This window comes from Pleionea sp. WD8-19 (genome assembly GCF_055326765.1).
The window spans coordinates 103260-116530 of the sequence record NZ_JBUZOU010000004.1 but is presented as its reverse complement, the minus strand read 5'-3'; the positions used below and the strand labels follow the sequence as shown (position 1 = coordinate 116530).

The following is a 13271-nucleotide window of genomic DNA, read 5'->3' as shown; positions in this document are numbered from 1 at the left end:
TTAAAGATAGTAAATACTTACTTTCAAGAAGTCTTCAAACTTCAATTCTTTCACTATTTTTGTTTAGCTGCGCTGCCACTCAGCTTGGTCGTGCCGATTGTTCTCAGCAATTGAATTCTGCCTGGAAGTCTTTGAATCTAGCTGAAAGCGAAGGGTTTGCCGGTACGGTCAGTTACGGAAAAGCTCTGGGATTATTAACGGCGGCTCGCTTTCAGCAAAGTATCGAGCGATACCCCAGTTGTCTTGATAAAGTGAAACGAGCTCGAGTATATATTGCTGAAGCGAGAAAAGGACGCTAATTTACTATTAAAATAACGCGTTTGAGTTAGTCAGTACTCACAATGCACTCGATTTCGACCATTCTGTTTGGAGCGGTAAAGGGCTTTGTCAGCACGGTCGAACAAGCTGTAAAAATTATCGTTTTCCTTTCGTTCAGCCAATCCAAACGACATAGTGATTTCACCAATGGTCTTTCCGCTGGGTTTATTTACGAAGGTCAAATGAGCGATCTTTTTTCGGATTGTATTCATCAGGTTCATGGCATCGTTTAATCGCGTCTCTGGTAGCAACACCACAAACTCTTCTCCTCCGTAGCGACTGATTAGGTCACCCCCTTTTAAATTCGATTTAAACGTATCAGCCACCAACTTTATAACCTTGTCACCAACCGTATGACCGTGTTCATCATTGAACCGTTTAAAAAAATCGATATCGGCGACAACCATAGTTAATACGACTTGTTCATGTTCTTGAGTGAGATGCTCGAACCCCTTTTGAAGAGCACTTCGATTCAAAAGGCCTGTTAATTGATCTTCTTGAACCTGTTTTGCCATTTTCGAGTATTTTTTCTGTAACAGTTTCATTTCACCGGTTACTTGGTTTAGTCGAGCGCCCAGGTTTTCGACACTACTAAAAGCGTGCTGGGTATTTTCAATTAATTCTTGAACGATATGGTTTGTATTACTTTCGGTTAATGCTTTTAACCGCTTTTGTGCTTCCTGCAAAAATAGGCGAAATTGATCGAGTTGATTTCGAGCTTCTATGACAGCTGATTCTGTGCCATTAACAATTCCATTAACACTCGTGTTGAACGCTTCGAAATCGATGAATCTATCAAGTATGTATTCGCGAAACAGTTGATCAAATAACTTTAGATTGAGAGCGTTATCCTTCTCTAATTGATCGAGGTGTTCGACTAACTGTTGAAGGACGTTTAGGTTGTATTCAAATGCTATGGAGTAAGCAACAGGGCTGGCCGGAATTTGCCGATCTCGAAGCCAGGTCATGGATTGCAGCGAAATCCGACCTATCGCTTTGGCATTGAGTTGAGAGATTTCCTTGGTCATTCTGGATTGAGCTATCCTGAACCTTTCCTTTAAAACTAGACCAAATTGCGTGAAAAGTCAGTGGTTAAATCCATTAGATAAGTAAGTGCTTACATAGAATGCAAAAATAAAAGCGCTCCCTAACGTTAGGGAGCTCCGTTATTTATTTTTGCAATAAGCTGATATCCGCGATGGAGACAAACAAGTTTCTCAATTGATTCAACAAAGCCAGTCGATTGGCTTTTAACGCTGGATCGTCAACATTAACCATTACCGAATCGAAAAAAGCATCAACAGGTTCTCGCAGTTCTGACAATTGCATTAATGCAGCACGATACTCAGACTTTTCAACTTTGTGTTTAACATCGGAACGAAGTGCTGATAGCCGATGAAACAAATGTTGCTCCTGTTCTTGTTGCAGCAGATCGCTAGAAACCGCTTCATCAATCGAATCATTGGTCTTTGACAATATGTTACGTACTCTTTTGTTCGCTGCGGCTAAAGCAGCGGATGCTTCCAATTTATCGAAATCATTCACAGCTTGAATGCGCTTATCAATATCCGTTGGTTGAGTAAGTTCGAGTTCGGCTACTGCCGCAATAACCTGGGCAGAATACCCCTTTTCCAAATACCAGGCTTGTAAACGCGCTTCAAAGAATCGGATTACCTGATCTGCTGTATCTGGCATCAATTCGATATTTTGGAAACTTTCAATAGCAGTAGTGATTAACTGACTCAAGTCGATGGGTAATTGTTTTTCGACTAAAGTTCTAATGATCCCAAGCGCTGCACGGCGCAAAGCGAATGGATCTTTAGCTCCACTGGGTGCCTGACCGATACCGAAAATACCGACTAAGGTGTCTATGCGATCAGCTATTGATAACGCTAACCCCGTTTTACTCTTTGGCAACTCATCGCCGGAATAACGTGGCATGTAAATCTCATCCATCGCCCGGGATACCGCCTCACTCTCCCCGTCGTTCGCAGCATAATAGCGACCCATGATTCCTTGCAGTTCTGGAAATTCATACACCATATTGGTCAACAAATCGCACTTACAGAGTTCAGCAGCTCGCTCGGCATCTTCGACCGGTCCGCCGATCTGATTTGCGATCCACTGAGCGATGGCTTTAATTCGCTGACTTTTGTCGTAAAGAGTGCCGAGCTTATTTTGAAAGACAATGGTGCCTAGCTTTTCTACGTAAGTTTCCAGTTTAATTTTCTTGTCGGTGTCATAAAAAAACTTGGCGTCTGCAAGTCGAGGTCGAATGACTCTTTCGTTTCCTTCAATCACACTCTGAGTATTTGAACTTTCAATGTTCGCAATCGTTATAAAGTGCGGCAACAAGCGTTGTTCATTATCTATTAAATGGAAGTATTTTTGATCCGATTGCATTGTAGCTATCAGAGCTTCAGCAGGTACCTGTAAAAACGCTTCGTCAAACTTACCGATTAATGCAATAGGCCATTCAACCAATGCCGATACTTCTTCAAGTAGGCTATCGTCGATTACCGCCGTAGCGCCTTGCTGTTCGGCTAATGCAACGACTTGTTTCTGTATCGATGTTCTACGCTCTTCAAAGCGGACCATCACTTTTGCATCTAAAAGTAATGATTCATAATTTCTCGGATGATCGACTGTGATAGCTTCCGGGGCGTGGAATCGATGACCGAAACTGATATTGTTAGCATCTAGTTCGAGTATATTTGCGGATACACATTTATTATCTAACAATAATAACAGCCAGTGTGGAGGACGAATGAACTCTGAGTTGCTGTTGCCCCAGCGCATGGCTTTGGGAATGGGCAGTTTTGAAAGTGCAAACTCAACCATTTCTGGTAGCAAGCTTTCCGCAGTCGCGCCCGTTACTTGAGCGTTGTACGCTAATCGTTCACCTTTATCCGTCGTGATTTTATCGAGCTGGTCGACTTCAACACCGCAAGATTTCGCAAATCCGATTGCTGCAGGTTTGGGGTTACCTTGATCATCAAAAGCTGCAGCAACCGCAGGACCTTGGCGCTCGACCCACTTATCCGCTTGCTTAACTTGTAATTGATTAACCCGAACAGCCAATCGACGAGGTGTAGCAAACCATTCGCTTGTTTCAAAGGTTAGCTCTGCATTTTGAATGCGAGTGATCAAATTGTCGTGAAAGGCCGTTGCTAGAGCTTTTAGCGCTTTTGGAGGCAACTCTTCGGTTCCCAATTCCACCAGAAAATCGGCAAACGGACTCATTGTGCACCTCCTAGGTCGGACGCTTGCTTACAAATTGGAAATCCGAGCGATTCCCGTGAAGCGTAATAGGCCTCTGCGACAGCGCGCGAAAGAGTTCTTACTCTTAATATAAAACGTTGTCTCTCGGTAACGGAGATGGCGTGCCTTGCATCGAGCAAGTTAAAAGCATGAGACGCCTTAAGCACCATTTCATAAGCAGGAAGTGGCAAATTTTTATCAATCAAATGTTGGCTTTGTTTTTCACAGTAATCAAAAAAACCGAAAAGGTATTCGACATCAGCGTGTTCGAAATTGTAGGCAGATTGTTCTACTTCATTTTGATGGAAAACGTCGCGGTAAGTGACAATCCCTTGTGGTCCTTTTGTCCACACCAAATCAAAAATGCTGTTAACCCCTTGCAAGTACATGGCAATCCTTTCCAGCCCATAGGTGATTTCACCGGTAACCGGCCGACACTCCAACCCGCCAACTTGTTGGAAGTAGGTAAACTGGGTGACTTCCATTCCGTTTAACCAAACTTCCCAGCCTAAACCCCAGGCGCCGAGTGTAGGCGACTCCCAGTTGTCTTCGACAAAACGAATGTCATGCTCTAACGGATCGATACCTAAAGCTTTTAATGATCCTAGGTAAAGCTCCTGAATATTTTTGGGTGATGGCTTCAAAACCACCTGGTATTGATAATAATGTTGCAGGCGATTGGGGTTTTCACCATAACGTCCGTCGGTCGGCCGACGACAAGGTTGCACATAGGCAGAATTCCAAGGTTCTGGACCAATTGCACGAAGAAAAGTGGCTGGATGAAAAGTTCCGGCACCTACTTCAAGATCCAACGGTTGCACGATCACGCAACCCTGCTCGGACCAATAGTTTTGTAACGCCATGATTAAACCTTGAAAGGTTTGTGGCGCTCCCTTTATTGCTGAATGACTGATTTGATCTGCCAAAATCGGGCCTCCAGTGACCGTATTCTGTGTGCAAAAGCGCGATTATATCAGGGCCGAGCGGGTGATCCTATGATCCAAAAGGTAGCGACTCGTTAAATTTACTTAAAAAACTGGACTTGAAGCGTGAAGACTACTGACATAATGTTGTCAGTAGTCTGTCAGTATAGTGTCAGTGAGCTATCCAACAAGGAGATTAATATGATCAAGCAACTCGCGACTTGTGTTTACTACGTGCAAGATATTGAAAAAGCAAAGCAGTGGTTGAAGCAGGTTTTTGAAATCGATCCTTATTTTGATGAGCCCTTTTATGTGGGTTATAACGTCGGTGGTTACGAGCTTGGCATTCTACCGGGCAGCAGAGAAGCCTCTAATAACATTGTTGCTTACTGGCGCGTCGAAAAAATTGAGTCGGCGGTGACTCTTTACCAACAACGTGGTGCTGAAGCGGGTGAGCCGATAGAAGAGGTAGGTGAAGGGATCAAAGTTGCAAGTATTATTGACCCCTTTGGCAATCATTTTGGATTGATTGAAAATCCTCATTTTGCACCAGGACAGCCTTAATATGGCGGTGGTGAGAGAGTTGATCGTTTACTCGATCCGAGACGAATTTCTCAGCGCATATCATAACGATTTATTGGCAAGTTTTCGTAATCGGGTTACTCAATTGCCTGGATGTCTTGCTTACGAAACCTTATCGGAAGTGGAGCAAGAAAATTCGTTTTGCGACATCGTTACTTGGCAGTCTCTAGCGTTTGCCCGCCAGGCATCAAAAACCATTCGTCGGTTACAGCAGACTGAAGGCGCCGACTACTTTCGCATGTTTAAGCAAGCGTTGATGTCCAAACACTTTTATCCATTGACTGATTGGTGCCATGACGATCGTCAATTAAAAGTGAATTAAAAAGCTGAACGATGCGTCGTGCTGACCGTTTGTTTCGGATCATTGAAATACTGCGAAATCGTCGGTTGACTACTGCGCAGCAACTTGCTGAAAAATTAGAAGTTAGCACTCGCACCGTTTATCGTGATATTGCTGACTTGCAAACTTCCGGTGTTGATATTGAAGGTGAAGCGGGTGTTGGCTACCAATTGCGGCATTACGATTTAGCCCCTCTTATGTTTAATGCCGGTGAAGTTGAAGCCATTCTCAGCGGTATTAAACTGGCGAAAGCCTGGATGGACGCTGAATTAAAAAAAGATGCCGATAATGCATTGGCTAAAATCGAAAACATATTACCAGCCAGTTTAAGAAAGCAATTGAAAACCAATGCGTTATTGGCACCCGATTTTCATATTCCAGAGCGATTGGTACTGCCCATGTCGACACTTCGTAAGGCCATTAATGAGCAACGCAAAGTAGCGATTCACTATCAGGATGTAAACGGCAACCAGAGTGAACGCATTATACGACCGTTGGGCTTGATTTTTTGGGGTCAAACCTGGACCTTGGTCGCTTGGTGTGAATTACGTAATGATTTTCGAAATTTCCGATTGGATCGTTTCGACAACTTCAATTTACTGATGCACAAGTTTGAACAAGCTGACGGACAAAGGTTGCAGGACTATATTGAGAGAGAGCGAAATGACTGTGAAAAATAACATAAAACGTTGTAGTTGGTGTGGCAATGATCCACTTTATATGGATTATCACGATAACGAATGGGGACAGCCCATTTACGACGACAAAGCATTATTCGAAATGCTGTGTTTGGAAGGTGCACAAGCAGGACTGAGTTGGATTACGGTACTAAAAAAACGTGAGCATTATCGAAAGGTTTATCACCGTTTTAATATTAAAAAAGTTGCGGCGATGACGGATGAGCAGCTCGAAGAATTACTTGGCGATCCGGGTATTATTCGCAATCGATTAAAAGTGTTCGGATTTCGTAAAAATGCGCAGGCTTGCCTTAGGCACTTTAAGAATAAAGGTGAGTTCAGTGAATTTATTTGGTCTTTTGTTGATGGTAAGCCCATTAAAAATAGTCGAAAACAACTGAGCGATTTACCATCATCCACCGATATATCCGATGCCATGAGTAAAGCCTTAAAGAAAAAAGGTTTTACTTTTGTCGGTTCAACTATTTGCTATGCTTTTATGCAGGCCGCTGGTTTGGTGGATGATCATGTTCAGGAATGTTTTAAGTATTAACAAACCTCTCTTTCAAAAAAAGAGAGGAAAGCGAGGGTGTGCTAAAACTAAACTTCGTTAACGTTTTTACCAAAAGGAAAATTAAAGTTAAGCTTGTCTTTTAATATTAGACTGTTTAAACCAGCTAAAGCCAAACAACATTATTAGAACCAAAGCTGTTAAAGAAACTGATAAAACGGTCGAATCGTGCGAGCTGTTCCCCATAGTATAAAAAACCCAAACGGTAATAAATAGGATATAAATCATGGCAATTATAAATGAACCAAATCCTTTTACCTGATAATGCACCATAAGATAACTGATAATTAGCGAAAGAAACTTTAAGGTTAGAAAACTTAAGGTTAAATAAATTATGAGAGATTTATTGTCAATCGCTTGTATTAATATCAATATATAAGTAGCTGTAGTTAGACATACCTCAAAAATGGATGATGCCAACATTCGATTAAAAAAGCGACGCTTAAACTCTGTCAACCCATTGATAGGTTCTCGAAGCCAAAGAAATTTCTCAGCAAACTCTTTGCGGCTAAAAATACTATGATCAAATCCACCGAGTATGCCCCATAATGCAATTAAAAACGTAATTTGTAATTCACGTTTATGAAGGCCATCAACAAACCCACGGATGTATTCACCGTCTTCTAATAAAGAAATAATAGCCAAAAATAAAATCAAACTCCGAAAAAACCAAATACCCCAGTTTTGTTGACTCCATAATGCGATCGATAGTCGGTCTTTTCTTTGATTCGCGAAAGCTCTATCAACTAAGTACTTAAACTGAAGGATAAGTTGTCCTATCCATAACGAGATACGAGTTCGGTTTGTCCATTTTGCAACATATTCCTGGCTCTGCTCTATTTGCATACTTGTCGCTCTATTTACCTGTCTATTTAATAAAAAATGAAAACTTATCAAGCATAAAATAATACTTATAAGCATAAACAGGTTAACGTCGAAAGGTAAATAATCAAAATAATTAGCTTCAATATGTTTTTCAATGCGGCTATTTTCGGCGTTTACATACATTAGTACTAGAATTCCAATGCTGGTTCCGAAATTTTGTGAATAGCTGGTTAATGTAATCAGTAAAGTTGCAAGAAAAAGAATGTAGAGTCCTGAGGATAAGCTGACCCAACCCAGGTTTAGCACAGATAGTATCGGCAATATAGCTGTGATCACGAGAAATAATGAAAAGAGTTTCCATGCAGTTAATTTAAAGTTAGGAAGTAATTTCGCTTGATAGTTCTGTATGAAATGTTGAACTTGTCTGCTCCAAGCTGTTAGTAACAAGAGTTGAATGACTGATACGAATATTAAGAATACTTCATTACCTTTCTTAAGCTCTTTAAATTGCCCAGCGATAATTATGCTCGTCAAAAGACCGAAGTACAGGAAAGTACCTAGCACAGAAGTTACCAAGGTGCGCTTATATATAAATCCAAATAACTTTAATGTATTCATCACGCGTGTAACTCGACGAAAATATCTTCCAGGTTTAATGACTCGACTCGAATGGTGGCCTTGAGCTTTCGGGAAAGTGCCTCAATATCAATATCCTGCAATCCTTCAACTGAAATTACCGCACTTTTGCCATTGTGAAGCGAATTTAATATTCCTTTGATGGGTAGTTCTAGCGGTAAAGAATGATCGCTTCGAATATGCAGTCGAACAATTTTTTCCTTGAGTTCGTCAATATCGCCCTGAAAATAATTTCGACCCTCTTTCATGATCAAAACTTCAGCAGCTACACGCTCTAAATCGGAAGTGATATGTGTGGAAAAAAGAATCGTTTTCTCTTCATCCATATTCATATCGATCAGTTTTTTAATAAAGTTTCGTCGTGAAACAGGGTCGAGACTGGCGACCGGCTCGTCAAGTATGAGTAACTCGGGGTGATGGCCTAAAGCTAGAATAATCGCCAGTTTTTGCTTTTGTCCTACAGATAATTTGTCGATAACTTGATCACGACCAAGTTCCCACTCAATTAATAAGCGCGCTACCAGCTCGTTGTCCCAATCTTGATAAAAGCTTTGGGTGTAGTCGATAATTTGACCGACTTTCATCCAGGAGATCAATTCGGCTTCTTGTGGTACATAACCGATTTTGTGTTTGGTTTTTGCCGATAATTCGGGAGAAGTATCACCAAATAATTTACAGTAACCCGCATCGGATTTGTAATAACCAATGAGTGTTTGAAGCAATGTCGTTTTTCCCGCACCATTGCTTCCCAAGATGCCGACTACACTCCCTTTGCGAACTTTAAATGATAATCCTTTAAGTACGGAGTGCTTTTTAAAGTTTTTGTGAAGATCAGTAACTTCAATTATATTTTCCATAGTGAAACTCTATTGTTCTAGCTGTTGCTTCAATTGTTCAATAACGGTGTTGTCATCAATGTCGAGTTGGCGGGCATCGCTCACCAGCTTTTCTATTGAGGGCTTTAATAGATTTAATCGCTCTTCAATATTCAAGCTGCTCGGTTGTTGAGTTGAAACGATCATGCCTTTACCACGCTGGCGCTCTAATAATCCTTCGGCTTCCATCAAGCTGTAAGCTTTGGAGATGGTCATGGGATTTACGGCAAGTTGTGTTGCCAGTTGTCTTACCGAAGGTAAAGGGTCGCCAGGAGACAAGTGGTCACTGGCAACCATTCGTCGAACTTGTTCAATCAGTTGACGATAAATAGGAACACCCGAAGAGGGCGATATTTCGAGAGAGATAAACTCGGAGGTAGACATTAAATTACTCAAGCTCCGGCTAGTTATTGCGGGTTTCAGGGATCAGACGGTATCGCAATTCACTTAAATATCCAAGGCACCCAAATAACAAGCCGGTTTGAAACAAGTCGGACGCAAAAACTTGACGAGCTCCGTCATGGCCATCGATTGCGCTAATCATACAAATAATGCTGACCACCCAGGCGAAATATTTCTCGCCTTTCCATTCACCCCAAAACTTTTGTGAGAAAGTACGTTTTGTTGGTTTTTCAATGACCTGTTCCATAAAAAGCTCCTTGAGTTAGTTTGTTCGGATTAACCTATAGCGACCAATCCAACACTTTGTAATACCACTAGCACCGTTTTTTTGGTCGCGGCCCAGAAACTTTCGTTGTGATAGTGATCGCCGAGCTCGGTAAAAGTCACTGCCATCATCAAAGTGATCATATTGACGATAAATACCGGCCCAAATACCCATTGGTTAAACCGACTGACTCGTTGCTTGAATTTCCAGTTTTGTGCTGCTTGTTTCATTATTGTATTCATGATGAGTATCTCCATCGCTCAATCTGCTGTATTAATACTATAATACACGTATACACACGATCAAGCGATATTTGATAAAAAGTGACTGGTCTCGATAGATGTTTTTCTATCTGTTTGATTTATAATGTATTTTTACTTGCATTAGCGATGTATGAAAACGCAGTTTTTTCTATAAGTCATACACTTCCGCCGCGGCTAGTCGGAACTTATGAATCGCTAATACAGTCCATGAAGCGTGTATTGTTAAAAATAAAAAGGATAAACCGATGACCAAAGAGCTGTTCCGTGACGATTCCTACCTTAAACAGTGTTCTGCAAATGTGGTTGGTGTGACTGACGAGGGCATACTGCTCGACCAAACCGTCTTCTATCCGCTAGGAGGCGGACAGCCTGGCGATACCGGCGTGTTGATTACCTGTCAACGAAATGAGGTAAGGATAAAAGACACTCGAAAATCGAAAACTCACCCAGGTGCGATAGTGCACATTCCGGCAAATGAAGATCATGGACTGGAAGTTGGTGATTCAATCGAAGCGAAAATTGATTGGGACAACCGTTATCGCTATATGCGTACCCACACCTGTTTGCATGTGTTTTGCTCGCTGTTGCCTTTTCCGGTAACCGGCGGCAATATCAGCCTCGACAAAGGACGACTGGATTTTGATATGCCGGAAAACCCTGACAAGCAACAACTTACCGAGCAATTAAACCGATTGATCAATAAAAATATTGAACTTAAAACACGATGGATTTCAGATGAAGAAATGCAAAACAATATGGATCTGGTGAAAACCATGTCAGTAAAACCACCGATGGGGTTCGGTAAAGTTCGACTGGTGGAAATTCCCGGAATCGACTTACAACCCTGTGGTGGCACACACCTTAATAATACTTCGGAAATAGGACGCGCCGAAGTGGTAAAGATTGAAAACAAAGGCAAACAAAATCGACGCGTGATTATTAAGTTGATCGACTGAAGAAACTTTTTATTGCGATTGTTCGACAAAGTTCTATTTAACTGAGTTGGGGAAATTATGAGTAAGTGCTTATGGGTGTTCTTGCTATCATTTTGTATCAATATTAAAGCACAAGGTTCACTAAGGACTATTACGCCGCAGCAAGCCGGTTATTCCAAAGAAAAATTACTTGAGCTTGAAAAGTTATTAGAACAGAAAGGTTCAAGTTCCATGCTGTTGTTGTACGATGGCAACTTATTTTTTCAATGGGGCGATGTCCACAAAAAACACACCGTGCACTCCATCCGCAAGGCACTGCTAAATTCATTATTAGGGATAGCTTGGGGACAAAACAAGTTCTCTCTTGAACAACGGATAAATGACTTGCCTTTTGCAGAAATAAAGAAAGCACTTACAGATAGAGAAAAACAGGCAACACTGGGTATGATATTCAAGTCGCGTTCCGGTATTTATTTACCAGCGACGGCAGAGTCAAACGGGATGCAACAACGAAAGCCCGAGAGAGGTGCGTATTTACCGGGTGAGCATTTTTACTACAACAACTGGGACTTTAATATTGCGGGAATGTATTACGAAAAATTAACGGGCGAGAAAATATTTAAAGCGTTTTATGAACAAATAGCCAAGCCGATAGGCATGCAACAATATAAAGGCGAATACTCACAGATTCACTCACCTGATGAAACAAAAATTCCTGAAAGCGATGGTTTCTACCAATATGAACCCGAGCTGTCGGATATTCCGGCGTATCATTTTCGGCTTTCAACCTATGACTTGGCGCTTTACGGTCAGCTTTACCTCAATCATGGAAAGTGGGGCGATCAGCAAATTATCCCCAAACAGTGGATCAACCTATCGACTCAACCTTACTCTATAACTAACGAACAATACGGTTTGGCTTATGGAATGCTGTGGTGCGTATTAGTACCCAAAGAAAACGAGCAAGAGCGACATTCGTTTTATCATACAGGTACCGGCGTTCATATGTTAGGTGTATATCCTAAACACAAACTGGTAATGGTGCATCGAGTCGATACTGAAAAAGAATACCGTTTCCACGAAGGGGACCTTTATCGAGTGATTCAAGCAATGCACGCTGCTCGAATTTCAACTGCAAATTAGTCCGAGTCGACAATAACCGGTTCAGGAAGATAGCGAGACGGTCCCCACAGTTCGATTTTAATATCGCGAGCGACTTTACGGAGTTCGCGATGGATGTCATGCCACTCTTGCGACTTCACAAAGTTGGCAAAATGCGTGGCTTCATTCCAGTAAACCGATGCTTTGATGTGTGGTTCACCCATCAAATTCTCAAAAGCTCGAAACTCTTTTATTTTTTTATCGCGCACGAGCGTAGTGATCATGCCTTGTACAATATCCCAGTACCTTTCCTCTGACACATCCTGGCGGATATTGTAAGTTATTTGCGATTCAACCATTGTTGACTCCTTTTATTCTTATTGCTGCTATCATATATTACTTCAAAAACACCGAGGGTCGGACCAATTACATTACCACTCAAGAATAAGTCCATACTGATAACAGGGTGCTCAACAGGTATAGGGTATGATGCCGTGTTGACTTTAAAAGATCGTGGCTTTCCAGTGTTTGCTACGGCGAGAAAACCAGAAGATGTCGAACGATTGGCGCAATTGGGCTTAACCGCATTTCAACTGGATCTCACTGATGTGGACAGTATCGATGGTACAGTAGACAAGGTATTGGCAATAACCGGTGGATCCTTGTACGCACTGTTCAATAATGGTGCTTTCGGCCAGCCCGGAGCCATTGAAGATTTACCAACCGATGTTTTACGCGACCAGTTTGAAACCAATGTCTTTGGCTGGCATCATTTAACGCGCAGACTTCTGCCTGTTATGCGCGAGCAGGGATACGGTCGAATTATTCAGAACTCGTCGGTACTTGGGCTGGTTTGTATGCCGTATCGTGGTGCTTATAACGCGAGCAAATACGCGATTGAAGCAATAACCGATACCTTACGACTGGAACTGAAAGGCACCAATATCCATTGCAGTTTGATAGAGCCTGGTCCGATTAAAACCGAATTTCGAGCAAATGCTCTGGCTAAGTTTAAACAAAATATCGACTGGCAACATTCCGTACACCATAATAACTATCGCGATCAGATTGATCGTTTGGGTAAAGATATTGCCAATCCATTGACCTTACCGCCTTCGGCAGTAACAAAAAAGCTATTGCATGCGTTAAACAGCCGGCATCCAAAAACACGCTATTACGTCACTTTTCCAACTTACTTATTTGCTTACTTACGGCGTCTTCTGCCAGCGCGCGTATTGGATCAGCTTTTAGTAAAAGGGTAAGAGTAAAGTTTGAAGCTTGAAGAGTGAATACGTAA

Annotated in this window: 17 protein-coding genes; 8 read left to right on the top strand and 9 right to left on the bottom strand. The window is 41.8% G+C overall.

Annotation, left to right across the window (positions count from 1 at the left end; all coding sequences use genetic code 11):
- Window positions 1-131 precede the first annotated feature (131 nt).
- Window positions 132-299, top strand: coding sequence for a hypothetical protein (locus ACTUJY_RS06445; RefSeq protein WP_463615246.1), 168 nt, complete (start codon window positions 132-134; stop codon window positions 297-299).
- A 30-nt stretch (window positions 300-329) separates the two neighbouring features.
- Here the strand turns inward: ACTUJY_RS06445 and ACTUJY_RS06440 are convergent, their stop codons facing one another.
- From ACTUJY_RS06440 to glyQ, 3 genes are all read right to left on the bottom strand, one after another.
- Window positions 330-1346, bottom strand: a complete 1017-nt coding sequence (locus tag ACTUJY_RS06440; protein WP_463615245.1) for a GGDEF domain-containing protein — start codon at window positions 1344-1346, stop codon at window positions 330-332.
- 142 nt (window positions 1347-1488) lie between these two features.
- Window positions 1489-3561, bottom strand: coding sequence for a glycine--tRNA ligase subunit beta (glyS, locus tag ACTUJY_RS06435; protein ID WP_463615244.1), 2073 nt, complete (start codon window positions 3559-3561; stop codon window positions 1489-1491).
- Window positions 3558-4505: a glycine--tRNA ligase subunit alpha gene (gene glyQ, locus ACTUJY_RS06430; RefSeq protein ID WP_463615243.1), complete on the bottom strand. Its 948-nt coding sequence runs from the start codon at window positions 4503-4505 to the stop codon at window positions 3558-3560. The genes glyS and glyQ overlap by 4 nt, the downstream gene beginning before the upstream one ends.
- 198 nt (window positions 4506-4703) lie before the next feature.
- Here glyQ and ACTUJY_RS06425 point away from each other — a divergent pair, with 198 nt between their 5' ends.
- Genes ACTUJY_RS06425 through ACTUJY_RS06410 form a run of 4 tightly spaced genes read left to right on the top strand, consistent with a single transcriptional unit; the run spans window position 4704 to window position 6654 of the window.
- Window positions 4704-5066: a VOC family protein gene (locus ACTUJY_RS06425; protein ID WP_463615242.1), complete on the top strand. Its 363-nt coding sequence runs from the start codon at window positions 4704-4706 to the stop codon at window positions 5064-5066.
- Between the two features lies 1 nt (window position 5067).
- A complete protein-coding gene (locus ACTUJY_RS06420; protein ID WP_463615241.1) occupies window positions 5068-5406 on the top strand; it encodes an antibiotic biosynthesis monooxygenase family protein in 339 nt (112 codons plus the stop codon).
- An 11-nt stretch (window positions 5407-5417) separates the two neighbouring features.
- Entirely contained in the window at window positions 5418-6104 is a 687-nt protein-coding gene (locus ACTUJY_RS06415) for a helix-turn-helix transcriptional regulator (protein WP_463615240.1), read from the top strand.
- Window positions 6088-6654 carry a DNA-3-methyladenine glycosylase I gene (locus tag ACTUJY_RS06410; protein ID WP_463615239.1) on the top strand — a complete coding sequence of 189 codons (567 nt, stop codon included), beginning with the start codon at window positions 6088-6090 and terminating at the stop codon, window positions 6652-6654. Before ACTUJY_RS06415 ends, ACTUJY_RS06410 begins: the two co-directional genes overlap by 17 nt.
- 87 nt (window positions 6655-6741) lie before the next feature.
- Here the strand turns inward: ACTUJY_RS06410 and ACTUJY_RS06405 are convergent, their stop codons facing one another.
- The 5 genes from ACTUJY_RS06405 to ACTUJY_RS06385 are packed head-to-tail and all read right to left on the bottom strand — an operon-like array spanning window position 6742 to window position 9917.
- Window positions 6742-8118, bottom strand: a complete 1377-nt coding sequence (locus tag ACTUJY_RS06405) for a hypothetical protein (protein ID WP_463615238.1) — start codon at window positions 8116-8118, stop codon at window positions 6742-6744.
- Window positions 8115-8990, bottom strand: a complete 876-nt coding sequence (locus tag ACTUJY_RS06400) for an ABC transporter ATP-binding protein (protein ID WP_463615237.1) — start codon at window positions 8988-8990, stop codon at window positions 8115-8117. Before ACTUJY_RS06400 ends, ACTUJY_RS06405 begins: the two co-directional genes overlap by 4 nt.
- Before the next feature lie 9 nt (window positions 8991-8999).
- Window positions 9000-9392 carry a GntR family transcriptional regulator gene (locus tag ACTUJY_RS06395; RefSeq protein WP_463615236.1) on the bottom strand — a complete coding sequence of 131 codons (393 nt, stop codon included), beginning with the start codon at window positions 9390-9392 and terminating at the stop codon, window positions 9000-9002.
- A gap of 19 nt (window positions 9393-9411) precedes the next feature.
- Window positions 9412-9657, bottom strand: coding sequence for a hypothetical protein (locus tag ACTUJY_RS06390; RefSeq protein ID WP_463615235.1), 246 nt, complete (start codon window positions 9655-9657; stop codon window positions 9412-9414).
- Window positions 9658-9686: 29 nt separating this feature from the next.
- Window positions 9687-9917, bottom strand: coding sequence for a hypothetical protein (locus ACTUJY_RS06385; protein WP_463615234.1), 231 nt, complete (start codon window positions 9915-9917; stop codon window positions 9687-9689).
- A 266-nt stretch (window positions 9918-10183) separates the two neighbouring features.
- On the opposite strand from ACTUJY_RS06385, the gene ACTUJY_RS06380 reads away from it, so the two are divergent.
- Complete coding sequence (locus tag ACTUJY_RS06380) at window positions 10184-10894, top strand: alanyl-tRNA editing protein (RefSeq protein ID WP_463615233.1); 711 nt, start codon at window positions 10184-10186, stop codon at window positions 10892-10894.
- Between the two features lie 57 nt (window positions 10895-10951).
- Window positions 10952-12016 carry a serine hydrolase domain-containing protein gene (locus tag ACTUJY_RS06375; RefSeq protein ID WP_463615232.1) on the top strand — a complete coding sequence of 355 codons (1065 nt, stop codon included), beginning with the start codon at window positions 10952-10954 and terminating at the stop codon, window positions 12014-12016.
- Here ACTUJY_RS06375 and ACTUJY_RS06370 read toward each other — a convergent pair.
- Complete coding sequence (locus ACTUJY_RS06370) at window positions 12013-12333, bottom strand: hypothetical protein (RefSeq protein ID WP_463615231.1); 321 nt, start codon at window positions 12331-12333, stop codon at window positions 12013-12015. The genes ACTUJY_RS06375 and ACTUJY_RS06370 overlap by 4 nt on opposite strands.
- Before the next feature lie 21 nt (window positions 12334-12354).
- Between ACTUJY_RS06370 and ACTUJY_RS06365 the strand changes: the two genes are divergently transcribed.
- A complete protein-coding gene (locus ACTUJY_RS06365) occupies window positions 12355-13236 on the top strand; it encodes an SDR family oxidoreductase (protein WP_463615230.1) in 882 nt (293 codons plus the stop codon).
- Window positions 13237-13271: the final 35 nt, after the last annotated feature.